Origin of the sequence: Gynuella sunshinyii YC6258, from assembly GCF_000940805.1 — a bacterium.
GTDB classification, from domain to species: Bacteria; Pseudomonadota; Gammaproteobacteria; order Pseudomonadales; family Natronospirillaceae; genus Gynuella; species Gynuella sunshinyii.
On sequence record NZ_CP007142.1, the window covers coordinates 3,764,020 to 3,785,802 of the forward strand.

General features: G+C 54.6%; 2 protein-coding genes (1 of these 2 only partly in view). Both read right to left on the reverse strand.

The window, feature by feature from the left end:
* Positions 1-10,932: an SDR family NAD(P)-dependent oxidoreductase gene (locus YC6258_RS29880; RefSeq protein WP_052830343.1), complete on the reverse strand. Its 10,932-nt coding sequence runs from the start codon at positions 10,930-10,932 to the stop codon at positions 1-3.
* Positions 10,929-21,783: the 3' portion of an SDR family NAD(P)-dependent oxidoreductase gene (locus YC6258_RS29885; protein WP_044617899.1), read on the reverse strand. 5,921 nt of this gene lie beyond the right edge of the window; only the last 10,855 of its 16,776 coding nucleotides appear in the window; its start codon lies off the right edge, out of view; it ends in the stop codon at positions 10,929-10,931. The genes YC6258_RS29880 and YC6258_RS29885 overlap by 4 nt, the downstream gene beginning before the upstream one ends.

Here is a 21,783-nt window from a genome sequence, read left to right on the forward strand (position 1 = left end):
CTATTCGGTGTAATCGAGCAGTTTTTCTGAGTGCTGCAATGCTGCCCGTAATTGTCGGGCAACGTCGGAGTGCTGCATTTCCGGCTGATCAATCGGGTCGTTTTTGCCGCGCACTGCCAGTTGACCGGATAAGTACCGGGCCAGGCTGGCAATGGTTGGGTGGCGAAAACTGATCGAAGGGGAAATATCCATTGTCAGTTGGGCTGACAACGTTCTGAAAAACGGAATGGCGTTGATGGAGTCCAGCCCCAGGTCAGCGAGATTGGCGTCTGCGGCAGTCATTTCAATATCCATGATGTTCTTTAAGGCATCACTCAGATATCGGGTCAAAGACTCCACCGAACCGTTACCCTGATAGCGGACAGAATTGACACCATTACCAGCCGTGTGATCAGCATCATGGCTGCCTGCCGGAGCAATGGGCTCAACAGCATGCAACTGATCCATGTGGCGGACGTACTCGCTGAAGAATGGCTGTGTCCGGATCTTGTCATTGAGTCGGGAAAACCGTTGCCACTCGACAGCAAACACAATGCTCGAAGGAATCGCCTGCTGCAACAGGGTTTTCAATAACTCTAACGCGACTTCTGGCTTCAGCATCTGCACACCAATCGCATCCATGAACGCCTGGTGATCATGCTCACCGGCCATGCCGGCTCCCGCCCAGTCTGACCAGCGTATCAGCTGCACCGGTCGCTGTTGTTGCAGGCGCCATTCGGCCAGCGCTTGTAGCGAGGCATTGGCTGCGGCATAAGCACTGAGACCGCTGACCTGCAGCCCCTCGACCGCTGAAACCGAAGAAAACAGACAGAAATAACGCAGTGGATCATTGGCCGTGATTCGGTCCAGAACCATCGCACCATAACACTTGGCCGCCATTACCTCGGTCAGTACGGATTCGCTCATCTGGCCCAGGGGAATGGCTTCGGTGGTGATACCTGCCAGATGAAACACGCCGCTCACAGTATGGTGTAAAGACGGGCGCAGCCTGGCAAAAGCCTGCTCCACCTGATCAGGCTGACTGAAGTCGGCCTGCAGGTAATGCAGCGTCACGCCCCGCCTGGCCATATTGCGGATATAGTCGGCAATGGTCAGTGATTCATTCAACTCAGGATGTCGCAGCAGTGATGTCACCGGCTTTCTGCCCATCACCACAAACTCATCCGTTCCGGCACTTGCCAGGGCCTGCAACAGCTTCAGGCCTATACCTCCAAAACCACCGGAAATCACCATACATCCGCTGGCATCAAAGGCCGTTTCCGATGTGGGTTGCGATAATGGCAGCAGTCTTTGCAACAGCCGCTGATGGTCGCGGAACATGACTTCCGTTTCTTCACTATCGTGGTCGATTTCGGCAAATAGCTGTTCCAGGGTCCGTTGATCCAGGTGTCCGGCTCGCAGAATACAGGCGCGGGTTTCCGGATATTCATAACGCAGGAAGCTGAAATATTTTGCCAGTGCATATTGCACCGGGTCCGGCGTCTGCCACGGATTGTGTAGCAGGCATACCATTTTGATCCGCTGTGTCAGCAGGTGTTCAAGGCAGAAACTGATCCAGCGATGCAGCTTGTGGCTTTCCCGCCCGGCATGTTGCTCAAGTTCGGCATGAGCACTGACAGCAACATCGATGGCCGATGGAATGTACATCACGCTGTCGATCTGACTGAAATCAATGATCTCTGACAGCCGGCCATAGTCCAGTGTTTCAGCATCGATGACAACCTCACAGTGGTGATCTGGAGAGCGGCCGATCAATGCGGTTTTTATTCCCGGCCAGTGCCATAGTTGTGCTGGCAACCGGTCGGGATGTTCTGTAATCACCAGGGTTGTTTTTGTCCTGACTGAGGCGATTGGCAGGGTTTCAGGTGAAGGATGCCACTGAACGTCAAGCAGACAGTCTGACGGTGGCAACTGAGCATCTGCACCGTCAGATTCGACGGCATTATCGTCATCAATCCAGCAACGTTTTTTGGCAAACGCATAGGTCGGCAGTGGCAAACAGGTGTAATGGTGAGTATCGCCGTACAGGTTTGCCCAGGGCACTTCCACACCTTCCACCCATAACCGGGCCAACTTGTCTGCGCGTCCGTTTGCCAGCAGTTTATGCAGGTACTCGCGGTCTTCTTCTGTGTTCATATCCAAACCGAAAGTCGAACTTCCCTGAGTCGCTGATTCAAACCAATGATGTTGCCCGGATGTCGCGACATTCTGATCCAGGTGCTGATTCAGGTAACCTTGCAAACTATTCAACAGTTCAGCAACACTGCCGGCAACAAAGGCCAGTCGATGGGAAAACAACGCTCTGCGTGTTTGCAGGGTGTAGGCAATGTCGGCGAGCTGCCAGTCGCTGGCCGTCGCAACTCTGAGTCGATCAGACAGATTCTGAACCAATGCTCTCAGTTGACCCGGTTGATGAGCCGACAGTGGAATAACCTGTGGCGACCCGGACAGATCGTGATGATTCGAACCGACACGTTCAGGTGCCTCGGCCACGATCACATGTACATTCACACCACCGGCACCAAAGGAACTGATTCCGGCGTATCGTGGATAGGGTTGACCATCACGCTCAGGTTGCGGCCAGGATGTTTTATGCTGTTGCAGATAAAACGCCGTCTGCTCAAAATCGATGTTCGGGTTAGGCACATCATGCAGGATGGACGGTACCAGCGTCTTATGGTGCAGCTGTAAAACCGTTTTGCAGAACTGGGCAATACCGGCCGCAGATTCACCATGACCAATGTTGGCCTTAACCGAGCCGATGGCACAGTACTGGCGTTCAGCAGTATCGCGTGAATACACATCCATGAGCCCCTGAATCTCGATCGGATCTCCCAGCGCAGTGCCAGTACCGTGAGCTTCCACATAACTGATTTGCGCGGCAGAAATACCGGCCTGTTGCAAGGCGGTGTTAATCGCGCGGGACTGGGCCACCGGATTGGGGACGGTATATCCCCGGGTTTTACCATCGTGGCTGACACCGGATCCTTTAACAATGGCCAGAATGGTATCGTGATCCGCTTCCGCCTGTTGTCGCGGCTTCAGCAGTACCGCCCCGACCCCTTCACTCGGCACATAACCATCACCATTGGCGGCAAAGGCATGGCAACGGCCATCACCCGCGGCAAAACCGGTGGCACACAAAGTGACGTATTTGCTGGGATGAAGAGACAGATTGACACCACCGGCCAGAGCCACTTCGCACTCACCCCGGATCAAGCTGGCACAGGCCTGATGAATGGCAAACAGCGACGAGGAACAGGCGGTGTCCATGGTAAAACTCGGACCAGTGAAGTTAAAAAAGTAAGACACCCGGTTGGCGATGGAAAATGTCTGTGAATTCAGCGGAGAGATTGGCAGGGCTGCTTTGCTGGCCGCTTCTGCCATTAACAGTTGATAGTTGTTAAACGTGACTCCGGCAAATACGCCGATATTGCGAGCCTCCCGCTGCCAGTGCGGGGTGATGTATCCGGCTGACTCCAGGCAGTTCCACGCAGTTTCCAAAAACAACCGTTCCTGAGGATCCATAAAACGGGCATCCTGCGCGGACAGCTTGAAAAAACCCGGATCAAACTGATCGATCCCGTCGATAAATCCACCCCACTTGCAATAAAGACTGTCAGCCTGCCCTTTTTGCTCATTGAACAGCGGCCGGTAATCGAATCGTGCTGTGGGAATCTCGCGTATACAGTCTTTGCCCTGACACAGGTTATCCCAGAACTCATCCAGGTCAGCCGCTTCCGGGTAACGGCCACTCATGCCGATAACGGCTATTTCAGGATTCTGCTCAGCCGGGTGATATGGTTGCTGAACCGGGCTCGTCTTTGGCTGGCCTGATGAACGCGGGATGTCGGGTTTGAGGGCAATGGGTTCCAGCGGGGTTGGTGTCAGCCCATCAGCGGTCAACAGATAGCCAGCTAACGAATCCAGGGTCTGGTATTTGAAGAACAATGTCGAATCCGCTTTACCGGTCCATTGCTCCAGTTTTTTGTTCAAAGTGGAAATGATGATGGAATCCAGTCCGAGTTCATCGAAGCCGGCTTCGGTATCAATGTTCGCGGCAGTCAGGCCGGCTGCCTCAGCGACCATCTGCGTCAATTTCGACAAGGTCTGCTGGCGCAGATTTGCCGATACCGATGTAACCTCCGTTGGAGCAGCTATTGCCGGCACCACAGACGCATCGGTATGGACCGCATCATTGAGCCAATGCCGCTCTGGTGCAAACGGATACGTGGGTAAACCAATACGCCTGGGTTTCACTGTGCGAGGCAACTGTTGCCAGTTGATATCCTGTCCTTTGACCCAGGCATTGAGCAATTGCGCTGCGGCGTGCGGTTGCTGCCATTGTTGAATAAAGCGGGCCAGCTCAGTCGCAGACAGATGCGTGGCGGTGGATTGCAGATTCCGTTTAACGGTTCCCTGATGCAGACCTGCCAACGCTGACGGATTGTCGAGGTATGCCTGCAATACCCGCATGATGTCGGTTTTGGAAACCGCACTGAAGGCAATGCGTTCTTTCATCGCTTCCCGGCCAAGCTGCAAAGTATGGGCAATATCCGCCAACGCAATCGCTGTGTTCTGCGCCAGATATTGCAGCAGATTACTGACTACCTGCCGGAGCCGGTCCGTGGTTTTGGCTGACAGCAGTATCAGTTCCGGTCCTTGATCATCATTGCCGTGGTCCGGCCCGAACGCATCTTCAACATATTCTTCCAGTACCACATGAGCATAAGCACCGGAAAAACCAAAGGAACTGACCCCGGCCCTTCGCGGCTGATTCGCTATCGGCTCCCATGGAATGGCCTCGCGATTAATAAACAGTGCCGATTTCTCCAACTGAATATAAGGATTGAGTTGCTCAAAACCGGGCATGGCCGGAATGGTCCGGTGACGCATTTGCTGAATCACCTTGATGATGCCAACAATGCCGGCAGATCCTTCGGTATGGCCCACATTGGCTTTGGCCGACCCCAGCGCACAAAACGCCGTCTGCGACGAAAACTCGCTGAAAGCCTGAGTCAGTGCCGAGACCTCAATGGGATCACCGAGTTTGGTGCCGGTACCATGGGCTTCGATGTATCCCAGGCTGGCAGGATCAATACCGGCATTGCGCCAGGCGGAGATAATGACATTCTTTTCCCCCGCCACGCTCGGAGCGGTAATGGACGGCGTAAAGCCGCCATGCAGGGCGGCTGATCCTTTAACGATGCCGTAGATCCGGTCACCGTCCTGTCTGGCCTGAGCAAGTGGCTTGAGCAGAATGCTGGCGACCGCCTCACCCGGCACATAACCGTCAGCCGCAGCATCAAAACTATGGCAACGGCCGGAAACAGACAGCGCCCCGATGCTGGAAAAATAACGATAATGATGAGAAGACAACAATAGATTGGTGCCCCCCACAAATGCCATGCCACACTCCTGCCGGTGAATGGCATGACAGGCCTGATGCAAAGCAAACAACGACGAGGAACATGCCGTATTGACGGCCAGGCTCGGACCGGTCAGGTTCAGTAAAAACGACACCCGGTTAGCCACGACTGTTTGCGCGGTACCAGTGCCAAGATGCGGATTCATGGGGGCATCCAGCTCCGTCACCCGATCCATGTAGTCATGAGAACAAACACCGACAAACACACCGGTATCGCTGCCACGAATGTCATTGATCAGCCCGGCATCTTCGCCACAGCGGTAGACACTTTGCAGAAACAGCCGCATCTGCGGGTCCATCCATGCGGCTTCCTGCGGCGTGATATTAAAAAATGCCGCGTCAAACTCATCGACCCCGCTAACGAAACTGCCCCATTTGCAATAGGTCTTGTCTGCCACCTCACGGTCTTCATCGTACCAGGGGCGATAATCCCAATGATCTGCCGGAATTTCCGTAATGACATTTTTGCCCGTGCGCAGGGTCTGCCAGAACGCCTCGACATCTTCCGACTCCGGGAAACGGCCATCCATGCCGATGATGGCAATGTCCGGATAGCGACCAGAACCGCTGGGGACCGTATTCACCTTCACCGTATTTACCCTCACCGTATCCACCAGACTGGCACTATCGACGTTCAGTACTGACGGCAGTGACGCAGATATGGCCGGCAACGATGATTCTGCCGGGATGGTTTGCGCATTCGTCTCATGGGCCGATGTTGCCAGATGACGGGCAAACACATCGTTATGTGCCTGAATGAGATAGTCCGATAGCGTGGCAACGGTTGAATACTCAAAAAAGGTGGTTGGCATTAATTCCAGACCATACTTCTCATTGAAGTTTTTCACGAAATCCATCAGCACAATGGAATCAAAACCGTACTTGTCAAATTCCACATCAAGCTCCAGCTTTTCCGGAGCCAGCTTGATCGCGGCGGCCAGATCCTCAACCAGCAATGCCTGAATCTGTGCTAACTGTACTGGTTCTGTCACCGTTGGAGTTAACGCCGCAGAGGATGCGCCGGTATCGTTGTGAACCGCTGTGCGGGAAACATATTTGCGAATTCTGTCGGCATCGCCCTGCATCACCAGACATTGATCATGAGCCTCACTCAGGCATTGATTAAATGCCAGCAGACCATTGGCAGTGGTTAATGGCAGCGCTCCTGAGAATTGGCGCATTAATGTCCTGGTGGTATCATCCAGCGTCATCCCGCCCTGCTCCCACAACGGCCAGTTGAGTGCCAGGGTTTGACCGTAACGCTGCTGCCTGGCCGCCAGATCGTTACGGTAGCCGGCAAATTGATCCATAAACCCATTGGCAGCGGCATAGGCCACCTGACCGGGATTCCCCATGACACTGCTGATTGACGAAAACAGCACCATAAAATCCAACCGCAGATGCTGAGTGGCCTGATCAAGATGAACAACACCGGCCACTTTGGCGGCCATAACCTCGTTGAATGCGGTCTCGGTTTTGCCGGAAATGGACTGATCAGCAATGATGCCGGCACTGTGAATAATGCCATTGAGGTGCTGATACCGGCTTTGAATCGCCGTGATCAATGCCTCCACCTGCGTCGCATCGCCGACATCCACGGTCATATATTCGATCTGACCAGGCTGGTTTTGCAGGGCATTCAGCAGCGCCTGTCTGTCATCGGTCAGCTCACTGCGCCCGGTGAGAATCACTCGGGCATCCGGGCTCTGTTGCAGGATTTCTCTGGCAAAAATCATCCCGAGGCCGCCCAGACCTCCGGTGATCAGATATACACCTCGCTGCTGAAACAGCCCGCCGCCGGTGTTGCGGCTGAGCGGAATTTCCTGCCAGTCGAGGATATAACGTTGCCCCTGCTGATAGCGCAGAATACTGCCGGCCGGCATCGATGAAGCCGCCTGTAGTTGTGTTGATAACTGATCTGCCGTTGTTTGATGTTCAGTCAGCAGTATCTGGCCGATGATATGCGGGCATTCCAATGCTGCGGTTTTCAGCATCGCGGATAACCCGGCTACCAGCCGATCATCCATGGCTACAATCTGAACCAGTACTTTCGCCGTTGGTTTTTGTGCGATCAGTTGTTTGAGCAGGCGAAAACAGGACAAGGCATAGTGATGATAGCGCCCGGCAGAGTCCACTGCGGTTGTCGTCACATTCAGATAATGGCAGTGAGGCAACAGATTCGGTAACCGCTCAGCATGCTGCGATGGCAAATCACACAGCATAATATGATGTTGTTGATAGTCCGGCGTGCCGGAGTCAGGGCTGATCATACTTGCGTGCCATTGCGGCTTGAATATCAGTAAGTCTCCCGAAGCCTGGTGATTGATTCCGGGTTCAGACGACAACATTCCCTGATCAGTGTTATCGCTCAGGCGTCGAAAAGAGAATCCACGCAGACGGGTACAGACATTGCCCTGTTGATCACACAGATCGATATCCAGCCGGACCACTTTTTGTGATTGCCGCGGTTCCGATGCGTGTCGTACCCAGACATACATGACCGGTGTACACGGCGCATAAATATCCAGGGTTTCAATGGCAAAAGGCAACGATGCGCTGCCGACATGTGCGTCAAGACCGGCAATCAGTACACTGGCCACCTGCAACGCACTTTCCATCAGGCTCGGATGCAACAGGTAATCATGCTGACTTTCCTGCACCGAAGCCGGTAGTTGGAGTTTGCCGAGCAGCTGCGAGTTGCCCTGATAAACCGCCGTGACTCCCTGATAAGACGGGCCATGATGAATATCCACCTGTCTGAACGCCGCGTAAAAGTCGTCAATCTCAATGGCATTCGGGCGCATCCCGGCGGTCAGTGCCGGGATATTCAAAGGTTCCGGGGTTACTGCGTCTGCGAAAATCGCCCGGCCCTGACAATGCACAATCCGACTGCCCTGCTCCTCACTGCCAATCTCAAAGGTCAGAGGCTCTGTCTGATTCAGTACGATGCTGATTTGTTTGGGCGTGTTGACGATGATCGGCTGTATCCAGACGACGTTTCTGAGCTGAATGAATTTTCCGGGCTGCACCCCACCGGCGGCATCGCTGATAGCAGCACGGATTAATTCCAGATGCGCGACCCCCGGTAAAATGATTTGTCCTTTAATAACGTGATCAGCCAGAAAGAACTCTTTGCCGGTGAATGTCGTGGTATAACGCGGGCGGTTCTGGTCTGAGGTGTTCTGGTGTACCAGTGGGTGCAAAACCTCAGGGCCGAGATCTGGAGAAGATGTCTGATCAACACTGACGGCATCGCGCCAATAATGCTCCCGGGCAAATGGATAGCCGGGTAACGGAACCCGCTGCGGCCGGTCACCTTCATACAACAGCGACCAGTCTACCGTTCCACCATTGATCCAGAACCCGGCCAGTTTTTTCAACTCGCCATTGGTGATCCATTGATGCATCAGGTGACGGGTATCCTCCTCTGACAGGAGTGATTCCGGCCCGCTGCCAGCCGCTTTGACATCTCCGAGCAGGTAACCATTACCGTCATGTTGGTGGTGGATAAAGTGTTCGAGTTGCGCCCGCCAGTCGGTCACATTTTCAACCACGAACACTACCCGGCTTCTCATGGCCTCGCGGCCAGTCTGTAAGGTGAAGGCAATATTCCGTAACTCTGGCAGAGTGTTATCGTGATCATCAATATATGCCAGCAACCGGCGGGCATAGTCCTCCAATCGCTGCGAATCCGCCGCTGAAACCGGAATCAGCACCGGATGAGCATTCGCCTCTGCCGGCAATAAATCCGGCTGCGGATAATCCGCAATCACCAGGTGGGCATTGGTGCCACTGTGGCCGAACGAATTCAGTGCGGCCATGCGTGGTTTGCCAGGCTCCGGGAGCCAGTCCTGAGACTGACTGGCCACATAAAAGGCGGAATCGTCCAGTTCTATCAGCGGGTTCAGGGTCTGGAAATGCAGCAATCCCGGCAATTGGTTGTGCTGCATGGACAGCAGAATTTTGATCAACCCGATCACACCCGATGCCGCAGATGTATGACCAATATGAGATTTGGCACTGCCCAGTCCGCAGTACTGCTGTTTACCGGTAAACGCCCGGAAAGCCCTTGTCAGGGCATTGGCTTCAATCGGGTCGCCCAGGCGGGTGCCCGTGCCATGCATTTCGATATAACTGATGTCTTCCGGGTTGATCTGATAACGGCGATAAACACTGCTGATCAACTGCTCCTGAGCACTGCCACTGGGTGCGGTAATGCCATTACTGGCACCATCCTGATTGATTCCGGAAGCTTTGATGACCCCGTAAATATGATCGTTATCGGCCACGGCGTCCGATAGACGCTTCAAGGTCACCATGCCAATGCCCTCTGACAGCACAGTACCGTCACCGGAAGCATCGAGAGTATGACAACGACCGCGTGGCGACAGCATTTCGATTTCCGCCATGCTGATCAGCGCCACCCGGTCTGTGGCGGCAAATACGCCACCGGCCAGGGCCAGATCGGTTTCCTGACGGCGCAGGCTTTCACAGGCCAGATGAATGGCCACCGCCGATGAAGAACAACCGGTATTAACCACAAATGCCGGGCCTTTCAGATTCAGGTAATAAGATAACCGCGAGGCCACCAGTGCGTCCGATGAGCCGGTAAAGTTATTGGCAGCATAACGAGTGGGTTCAGCACCGACAAAAACACCGACCTGAGCGTCCGCCAGATCTTTCGGGTTATAACCGGCATTTTCCAGGCCCTTCCAGCTTTCCTGGAGCACCAGCCGCTGGTGCGGATTCATGGACTCGGCTTCGCGTGGAGAAATGGCAAAAAACAGCGGATCGAAACACGCCCGGTCGGCCAGAATACCGCCCCATTTGCAATAGCTTTTGCCGGCTTGCCTGGTCGGGCTGAAATCGCGGGTCAGATCCAGATAATGAGGCGGATATTCAATTACCCCATCACGCCCTTCAATCAGGTTCTGCCAGAACTGATCGGTATCCGCCGCTTCCGGAAACTGACCGGACATGCCAATCACCGCGATCTCCGGCTCGGCTGCTGGTTGCGGTACAGCGGTTACCTGCGTGGGAATGTCTTCGCTCTGCGAACGATGCCGCCTGCGCAGAGGGGCCAGCGCGCTGCGCATCGCCGGGCGCACCCGTTTACTGGTGACTGGCGCGGGTGTTCTGTCTGTTTGACGATTTCTGACTGCTTTTGTTTTTGTGTCCGGTTGCGGTTCCGGTTTGGCAGCACTGAAGCACCTGGCAACCTCTTCGGCATAGTTCTCAACGATATATTGCGCCAGCCGGGTCACGGTGGCGTAGTCGAAAATAATGGCGGTATTGAGCGAAACCGCCAGCCCTTCTTTAACACGATTGATAAAACTGACCCCCAGGATCGAATCCACCCCATAATCCGAAAACGGAATATCGCTTTTGAGGGTATCTTTCGATACTTTCAGCGCCTCTGCCAGAGCATCCAGGATGAACGCTTCCACCTGTTTCAGTTGAGTGTTTGCGGAATGGTTTTGAAGGCTGGTATTGTTTTTTTTCATGCATGCCTCGCTGTCAGCGTTGAGACGGTAGCAGAACCGCTTACAGTTGGTTGATTGAATTTTTCAGGACTCGTTATTGTCCGCTCAAGAATGCCGTCACTTTCCGCGACCAGCACTTGCTGACCCAGTCGGGTGGCAGTGGCTTCCGGAACCAGAACTTTTCCAAATCCCTGCTCCCGTAGCAGATCCTCCCAGGTATCCAGCGCGATAATCGGTGATCCGGGAATACGCAATGAATCGTCTTCATAGCGCCACCAGCCATCCAGCAGTCCAAAGGTAAGGGTGCCAATGATTGATTTCTCGATCAGCTCATTCACCACCAGAATGCCGTTGGTTTTCAGAACGGACTTGGCATGTTGAATCGTGGTACGGATATTCTGGGTAGCATGCAAAACGTTCGTGGCAATGGCGATGTCATAGCAACCCATGTCTATGGGCTGATGCTCGGTGGGTTGTTCAATATTCCATAGTTGACAGTTCAGGAATGGATAATCCGCACCGAACTGCGATGACGCATGCAATAAAAATGCATTGGAAATATCGGTATAACAATACTCGGCAATGGCCGACTGGAACCGCGCCAGATGCGGCAGAACAATGGATGTGGTACCACCGGTGCCGGCACCGATCTCAATGATGCGAACCCTGGCTTGAGGTTTTTTGTCCAGCAGTTCGGTCAGGTAGGCACTGACAGTTTCCGCCACCAGGGTATTCAGATAGTCTGAACGGTCATTGCCTTTATACATGTGCTCGACCTTTTCCATCGACGCATCGGGAAACAACACATCGGTGGCGGCCAGTGATCCGCGCAGAATATCCGGCAGCTGTTGCAGACAATCATCCACCAGTTCCACCACCGCACGGGTTTGCGGATCTGCCAGATATACGGCTTTTTGGCGTGCCCAGGCCGCCCGGAACTCAGCCTCAGCAGCGGGCTGGTGGAACCGGTGCGCAGGGATCAGTTGTATCTCACCCTGCTCCGACTCGACAAACCCGTGCTGCTGCAATACCTCCAGGCAGCATTCCTCCCACCAGCGGGCATATCTGTCCTGTACTCCGGCTGTGTGGCGCAGCGTTTCAACCGGAGCGGATGCAGGAGTATTTGCCGAGAAGATCCCCAGACTGCGGATCTGCAAGAACAACAGACCGGCCAGCCATTCATCCAGCTCTGCCATCGGATTGGTCTGAGTCAGAATGGCCGCCTGACCGCTGTTGGCCTGTAGCTGCATACTCACAGGCAGAAACACCGACGGGTTGTATTGATCGGCCGGCGAACAGACCTCATCTGCGGCGACATTCATCAGCTCACGCAAGGCCGGAGAGGCACTCATACACAACAGTTGCTGATGTCCGCAGGTCATGATGTGACGGATAAAGCGGTCAAAAAACGCTGCTCCACCAGCATCTGAAATCAACCCGAACTTATCGGCCAGCGCCTGTTCAAACGGTGTGCCTTTGACCGAGGCCTCCCAATAACCCCAGTTGATGACGCCAATCGGAAATGGACTGTCTTGCCGGAACGATGTCACCAATGCATCAGCGCTGGTCACGCCGGCGGCATAACCGACACTCTCACGGGCAGACAAAAAGGAGAAGGCCTGCACCGAGGAAAAGTAACAGAGGAAATCCAGCGGCTGGTTTTTCAGGGCCTCATAAAATACCCGACTGCCCTGCCGTTTAAGCTCCAGAATTTCCGCAAACGCCTGTTCGCTGGTATTGCTGATGGAATTTTCAGTATGAAATACCAGACCGGCAAAAATGGCACCCTGCAATCGCGGGTATTTTTCCGTTATGACACTTACGGCCCGGCGCATTGAGTCCGCCTGGGTCACATCCGCCTGGATGTACCAGGGAGAAGCGCCGTACTGCTGCATATCAGCCAGTTTTTGCTGCAACGTTTCATCTGTTGGAGCCGTGCGGCCGAGCCAGATAACCTGAGCCTGATACTGCTGTAACAGATAACGGCTGATAATCCCGCCCACCGTTCCGGCTCCGCCGGCAATCAGATACACACCTTGACGACGCAATCCTGTCGCGTCATTTTCTGCGCCCCATAGCCATTGTAAAAATGCCTGCTGATAACGACGGCCGGCGTGAAAGCGGACCAGAGTTCCGCGATCTGACGGCGCTTCATTGCAGATCATCTCAACAACCCGATGACGCGGTTCTGCACTGCTCAAATCATCAGCCGACAGATCAATATTCCGCACCGAAAAACGATGATCACTTTGCGCCAGTGAATACGCCAGTCCCGCCAGACCACTGCCAGCCGCTGCCGGTGAATGGGCATGGTTGTCCTGTGTCAGCACATAGCAATCGGTCATCACAGCCGTTTTTTGAGTCTGTTGCAGAGTTTTCACCAATCGCAAAAACTGGATTTCATCTGCATCGGCAACCGGTTGATAAGAAGCAGCCGGCCGTTCATCAGCATAAAGCGAGGCAAAATAGAGCTGATCTGTTTTCGGGTAATCCTGCAAACAGGTTTCAAACCCTTTCAGATCATGACGACCGCACTGCCAGTGATTCGTCGAAAGCTGCCGGGTGCTGTCCGCCAGCTCAATCTGAATGATCGTGGCAGCCGGATGGTTTACCTGACAATACTGACGAAGCTCCGCTAGCAGTGCCGACGGTCTCTGCGGTTGTACGATCACGATAAAGTCAACAGATGAACGTCGGCGTCTACCAATCGCTGCCGGCTGTGGTTGCCAGCGTGGCAGATAGCTCAACTGGTCCCAGCCGGTGTCTGCTGACGATGATGGCGATAACGTGCTTTCCACCGTCGCCAGTTGCAGCCCCTGTAAGCGGACACACAGAAGTCCGTTTGGATCATACAGATCGATATCCATTTCAAGGGCATCAGAATCCGTATCTGCCAGCCGCAGCCAGACCCACATGGAGGTCTGGCACGGAGCGATTAAATCAAAACAACTCAGACAATACGGCACCAGCTCCTCATCCGGATCTGCAGCCATCAATTGTGCCGATAACCGCAGGATGTCATCCAGGAATACCGGTGGCAGTTGTAATGATGTTTGCTGAGCAATAGCCGATGCCGGCAACACCAGTTCGGCAAGCATTTCCTCCTGCCCCAGAAAGATCTGACCGGTAGCATCGGGCTGCATACGGGTTTGCAGAGTGGCGATATCGACTATCTCCGGCGCTTCATCCGCCAGGGCAACATCCACCTCCCCGTCACAATAGACCAGAGCCTCATCAGCCCCGTCTGCAGGCGCGGTATAAATTTCAAAACGCAGTCCTGAACTCTCTGTTTCCGGCTCGAAGGTGTCAGACAGCAACGCGACATGCACGCCACTTTGATCACCATCCACCGGAACCGGCCGGCTCCAGATAATACGATTCAGCTGAATCGACGTGGCCCCGGTTTCTCCAAGGGCTTTCTGTGCTGCCACATGCACCATCTCCAGCAACAGCAGACCAGGCAGTATTTTGTGCTCAGGATGATCACCATGCAGGTAAAACTCATCGCCGGTGAAATACGAACTGAAGCGCTGCTCAGCCAGAATGGAGGTGTTCTGATGCAACAATGGATGCAACTGGCCGCGCTGTTCAGGAATCACTGCGACATGGGTCGGCTGCTCATATTCCGGAGTCCAGTAGTGTTCGCGGGCAAACGGATAGGTCGGCAGACTCAATCGACAGGGTGTGTGATCGCCATACAGTTCGCGCCAGTCCAGGTTGAGTCCCCTCACCCATAAACTCGCGAGTTTTGCGTAGTGCTGCTGAGCCATCCATTTGCTGACGGTGGATTGCAGATCCGCATCGGTACCAAACCACGACACGGTATCGTCATCGGCCGTTGCCTCTCCCTGCCAGATATGGTCATCCTCCTGCTCATCTGCGAGATACGCCCGCAGTTGATCCGCCAGCTGTTGGGTGGATTGGGTCAGCATTGCCAACCGTTGAGACATGGCTTCCCGGCCCACTTGCAGGGTATAGGCCAGCGCAGTCAAGGCTGTTGACGGATGGGTGTCCGTGTATTCGAGCAGGTTATGAACCATCTCCCGGAGACGTTCCGGGTTCTTGGCCGATAACACGATCAATGCCGGCTCAGAGGATACCGCCTGCTCAACCGGTTCATATTCCTCGATGATCATATGAGCATTGGAGCCACCGGCACCAAACGAAGAGATCCCGGCAATGCGCGGGATTTCCACACCATCCACAAGCGGACGATGCCAGTCCTGCAAGGTCTGACTGACCACAAACGGACTCGCTTCAAAATCGATATACGGATTCAACGTCGCGGAGTGCAGTGACGGGACAATTTTCCGGTGCTGCATTTGCAACAGCACTTTGGTGAGACCGGCAATGCCGGCAGCTGACTCACAATGCCCGATATTGGATTTGGCCGAGCCGATCAGGCAGAAGCCCTGCTCCTCACTGTGCTGACGAAACACCTGACTGAGTCCGGTGATTTCTATCGGGTCACCCAGGCGGGTGCCGGTCCCATGGGCTTCCACATAACTGATCTGGCGGGGGCTGATATTGGCCTCGGCCAAGGCCCGGGCAATAGCACTGCTCTGAGCCTGAGGGTTCGGCACGGTATAGCCGTTGGTTTTGCCACCATGATTGAGCGCACTGCCTTTAATGACGCCATAAATATGATCCCGGTCGCGCTCGGCATCGGCCAGCCGTTTGAGCACCACCACGCCCACGCCTTCTCCCGGAATATAGCCATCACCGCCCTCACCAAAACTCTGACAGCGCCCTTCGCTGGAAATAAACTGCCCGGCACTGAGCATCAGATATTTATTCGGATGAATGGTGATATTAACGCCACCGGCGAGGGCCAGACCGGTATGTCCCTGTTTCAGATCCTGACAGGCCAAATGAATAGCGGTCAGTGAGGATGAACACATGGTATCCAGTGTCATGCTCGGGCCCTGGAGATTGAGCACATAGGAAACCCGGTTGGCAATGCTGGCCAAACTGCCGGCGAACCCCATACGCTGACCACGCATGCTGGCTTCCGCACCGAATAACTGGTATTCGCCATACATAACACCAGCATACACACCAGCGGGTTGCAGCTGCTCGGCATGCAAACCGGCACGGGTGTAACCGGCGTCTTCCAGGGCCATCCAGGCGTGTTGCAGGAAGATGCGTTCCTGCGGATCCATATACTCTGCTTCGCGCGGTGCGATATTGAAAAAGAACGGGTCAAACTCATCGACGCCGGTCATAAATCCACCCCATTTGCTGAAGTGGTGACCAAGCTGGTTGCGATCCTCGGTGAAGTACTCGCGCCAGTCCCAGCGTTCGGCTGGGATCTCGCTGATACAGTCTTTGCCCTCACTCAAATTACGCCAGTACTGGGTGAGATTGTCGGCCTGGGGATAACGGCCACTTAAGCCGATAATCGCAATCGGCGTGTTTGACGCTGCCACTGGTCTGAAAGGCTGTGACCGGATGGCGACGCGTGACCGGGTTGGTATGACAGCTTTGGACGAAGGTGCAGATTTGTCCGGTTGACGAACGGATAATGGCCGCTCATTGATCGATGCCTGCTGAGTAGCGCTTCTGAACAGGGTCTGTAATGTTGGTAAATGGGCACGGATAAAATAATCCGCCAGTTCAGCAATGGTCTGATATTCAAAAAACAGTGTTTTGGATAATGCCCCGAACGTTTTTTCCAGCTCGGTGGTCAGATTCATCGTCAGGATGGAATCGATGCCGTAGTGTTCCAGCGCGGCATGGGCGTCGATTTTCTGCGGCGATAGCTTGATCAGCCTGGCCAGCTGTTGCTTCAAGTACTGCCGGGTTTGATCCGGGAGTTGATCGGCCCCGCTTTCGCTGGCGATATCAGTAACATCCGTAACATCTGTCACAGCAGTCACATGCCAGTCGACCTGCTCAGGGACCGTCGGCGTCGCTGAAGGCTGATGCAGTGCCTGGCGGATAAGCGGCAAATGACCTTCCATGACCAGAACCTGATCATGACCGGACTCCAGACACTGATAAAATGCCTCCAGCCCGTTGGCTGTTTGCAGGACACTCATGCCAAGGGTCTGTTGCAATTGTGTCAGCCGGTCAGCATCGATATTCATGCCGCCGTCCTGCCACAACGGCCAGTTGATCGACAACGTTCGGCCCCGGCATTTTTGCGCTGCCACCTGCTGATTGCGGTCGCGGGCAAACTGATCCATGTAGCCGTTGGCTACGGCGTAATCCGCCTGCCCCGGGCTGCCCAGGGGCGCAGCAATGGACGAAAACAGCACCCAGAAATCCAGATCAATATGCCGGGTGGCACGATCAAGATTGTCTGTGCCGGTTACTTTGGCAGCCAATACCTGTTCGAACTCCACCGCTGTCTTATTCAGAATATAACGATCCGCCGTCACACCGGCACAATGCAGAATACCGTGCAGGGATTGGTACTGTTGCTCGATAGTCTGAATTAACTGGCTGACCTGTTGCTCATCGGCGATGTCTACCGCTTTATAGACAATGCGTTCGCTGGCACCGGATATGGACTGCAATGTTGCCTGTTGCGCGGCTGTCAGCGCAGAGCGTCCGGTCAGAATTATGTGCGCATGCTGGCTCTGACGGATGATTTCCTGGCAGAAAATCTGTCCCAATGCCCCCAACCCTCCGGTAATCAGATAAGTGCCCTGATCACGAAAAGCGATGGCCGGTGTTTGCTGGCGGGGTTGTATTTCCTGCCAATGCAGCACCTGACGCATGTCACCCTGATATTGCACAACCGCATCGGCAGTACCCTGATTTTCCGTCAACCGGGCACAGAGGGTTTCTGCGTCGATATCTGCATCAACCTGAATCAATTGCGTCGACAGTAAGGGATTTTCCAGAGCGGCGGTTTTCAGCAGTGCCCCTAAACCCCGGAAAACACTCTGTTCCGGAGCATTGGCAATGACCAGCTGCAACCGCACAAGTTGCCGGGGTCTGGTGTTGAAGATATCGCGGATGTACTCGAAACACTCAACGGCATATTGCTGATACCGTGCCGCCACAGGCTGCGCTGGCGGTGTCGTTAATGACCGGCAGTGACTGTGCGGCAGACTCTGCTCAAGGGTTTCACCATGGATATGCGGTAATTCGCACAGGATAACGTGGTGGTGTTCCGGCGCTGCGGTCGTTACATTGGTAGCCGCCCGGGTCTGCCAGACGGGTACCGCCAGTAACTTTCCGACCTGCTGAGCCGCCCCGGAAGCGACATCTGTATTCAACACTCTGGAGGAAAATCCCTGCAACTGAACGCAGATATTGCCGGCCGGATCCAACAGATCAATATCCAGACGGATCACTTTATCCGTTGGCTGGCTTTCTGCTGCGTAGCGTATCCAGGCGAACATATCCCGGGTGCATGGGCTCAGAATACGAATGGACTCCAGCGCGAACGGTAACGAAATCTGCTGCGACATCTGTTCTTTGTTCGTTAACAGGCCAACAGATGCCTGTAAGGCACTGTCCAGCAGACTGGGATGCAAGCGGTATGATTGATAATCGTCTTCGACGGCAGCCGGCAATGCCAAACGCGCCAACAACTGCCGCTCTCCGGACATGACCGATACAACTCCCTGATGGGCCGGTCCGTACTCAACACCTGCCGCCGTAAAGTGGTCATACAGTTCAGAGGCTGGCAAATGATGCTGATGCATTTGGTTCTGTAGCTGTGTGATCTCCTGCGTCATCACCACCGGTTGCAGGCAGAATACGGCCCGGCCACGACAATGAATGACCGTTTGATCCGCCTCTGTGCGGTAGATTTCAAAGGTGATCTGTTGTTCATGGGTATCGTCAGCACTGTCTGCGCTCACCGCAATGGACAGCGTCGTTGCGGAACTGACTACCAACGGTTGTATCCAGACGATGTCGTGCAGCTCCAATATCGCAGCCTCGGGCCACTGTGGCAGTGCCTCGAAAATGGCCGCTCGGGCCATCTCCAGATACACCACTGCCGGCAGAATTTTCTGACCCTGGATCTGATGGTCTTGCAGGAAAAATTCCGTGCCATTGAAGTCAGTGCTGTAACGTTGCTGCCCCAGATCCGAAGTGTTGCGGTGCAGCAATGGATGAAGTACTGCCTGACCGTTCAAACGCTGAGCTGATGGCGTCGAAAGCGCATGGTGTTCAACCCAGTGCCGCTCTCTCGCAAAAGGATAAGTGGGCAGCGGAATGCGCTTCGAACCCTGCTGAAACATGGCTGGATAATCCAGCGTATAACCCTGCACATACAGTTCAGCAATAGCCGTCAGTTGTTGCAGATAGTGACCACCATCCACCGCATCGCGACAGTTCTGAATGCATTGGTTGCCATAGCTGGTCAGTGCGGTTTGTTCGCGAGGTTTACCTTCCGGCAACACGGCACTGTACAGCCGGCCACTGAGGTGATTTTTGGTATTGCCCTGCAACCACTGCTGCATCAGATCGATCAGCTCCTCGCGATCACGGGCAATACAGCAGAACCGGTGCGGCAGATGCATGCGACCGACAAACAGTGTGAAGCTCATGTCATTCAGAGAGATATCCGTCTGCCGCTCACAAAACGCAAACAGATTTTGAACCTGCTGTATCAGCTGTGGTTCAGTCAATGCCGACAGTACCAGCAGATATCCCGGTAAATCGATTGCGGCCGGCGCATGTGCCGGAGCCTCTTCAATCACCATATGGGCATTGGTACCGCTGAAACCGAAGGAACTGATGGCCGCGCGTCGCCGCTGCTGATCCGCAGGCGACCATTCCTGCAATCCGGTGTTGACGTAAAACGGGCTCGATGGGAAATCGATAGCCGGGTTACTTTCCTGAAAATGCAGGGAGGGTGGTATCTGTTGATGCCTGAGTGCCAGCAGGATTTTCAATACCCCGGCCACCCCGGCGGCAATGGCTGCATGTCCGATATTGGTTTTCACCGACCCAAGGGCACAGAACCCGGTTTTATCGGTATAGCGCCGGAATGCCCGGTTCAGAGCATTAAACTCCACCGGATCTCCGAGGCGGGTGCCGGTGCCGTGTGCTTCGACCATTTGGATAGTGGCCGGATCAATGCCGAACCGTTGGTACACCGACAGCTCCAATCGCTCCTGAGATTGAGCGCTGGGCGCGGTAATGCCGTTGGTGCTGCCATCCTGATTCAGCCCGCTGCCAACGATGACACCATGAATGCTGTCGCCATCCTGCATTGCGTCCGTCAGGCGTTTCAATACCACCACACCAACGCCTTCACCCGGCACAAAGCCATCGGCACGGGCATCGAATGCATGACATTTACCTTCCGGTGAGAGCATGCCGGCGCGATTGGCGGCCTGATAGTAATCTGCGGTCATTTGCAGGAACACGCCACCGGCCAGGGCCATATCCACTTCTTGAGACCAAAGGTTCTGACAGGCCAGATGAATCGCGACCAGAGAACTGGAACAGGCCGTATCGACGGCAATGGCCGGACCGTGCAGATCCAGATAATAGGCGATGCGTGCGGGTATGACCGATCCGGCATTCCCCCAGAAAGCCTGAGCCGGAATGTCCCCGGCAAAACGGTCCATATAGTCCGATCTGGCACACCCCACAAAGACTCCGCACCGGCTGCGCTCCATCCCCTTGCCGCCATAACCGGCGTATTCCAGCGCCGTCCATGCCTGCTCCAGGAACAACCGCTGCTGCGGATCCATATAACTGGCTTCGAGCGGTGAAATCTTAAAGAAGCCGGCATCAAACAAATCCATCGATTCGACAAAACTGCCTTTGGAGCAATACGCCTGGCCACTATGATCGGCGCTGATGCAATCCGATCCATGCCAGCGACTGACCTCTTTGACCAGATTTTTTCCGACCCGCAGATGTTCCCAGAACTCATCGATGGATTCGGAATCGGCAAACCGCCCGCTCATACCGATAATGGCAATCTCAGGCGTTTCATTTTTGGCTGCTGAAGAAGCCCGAACCGTGGTTTCAGCGGTCAATGGGGATGCGGTTTCTGGCTTCCGGTTGACCGGTACCGGCGTTGCAGCCGTAGAGGTCAGCTGTTGGGTTAGCTGATCCGGCCAGTTCGCCAAGACATAATCGGCCAGTTTGATGACCGAGCTGTAATCAAACAGGTCCGTGGTCTGCAACTGGGTATGCAGTGATTCGTTGACGGAGAGGATGAAGTCCACACCGAGAATGGAGTCTATGCCGTAGTCGGCAAATGATGCTTCGTGATCGATCAGCTCCGGTGCAATCTCCAACGCCTCTGACAGTTTTTCAGCGATGACCTCACGGACATGGCTACCAATCATGGTTTCGGATGTGTCCGATACCGGTCGTGGCGCAGGAGCCGGAACCGACGACATCAGCTCGCGATCAACGTTATCCACTGAAGCCATAACCGTATCCGCATCGCTGGTGGCTACTACAATCTGCTGCCCGAACTCATGGGCATCCGCCACCGGAAAAGCCACCGTTTCGAATCCGCTATCCTGGAGTGCCTGCTGCCATTGTGCCGATGCCAGCCCCGGACTGCCCGGCAGTCGCAGCGTTTCATCTTCATACAGCCACCAGCCATTCAGCAGTCCGAAGGTCAGGTGATTGAACAGCGACCAGTTGCTGAGTTCATTTAACAGCATCACGCCGTGGGGCTTGAGCAATGCTCTGGCGTGCCGCAGGGTGGCACGAATATCGGGGGTTGCATGCAGAACATTACTGGCGATGACAAAATCATAATGAAGAACAGCAACGCCCTGTTGCTGAGGGGGTCTGGAGATATCCAGCAAGGCTGTGGTCAGGCCTGAAAACTGCGGCCGATAATGCTTATCGGCATGCATCAGAAAGGCTTTGGAAACATCGGTATAGCAATATTCCGTAATTGTATCGGCATACTGCTGCAACACAGGCAAC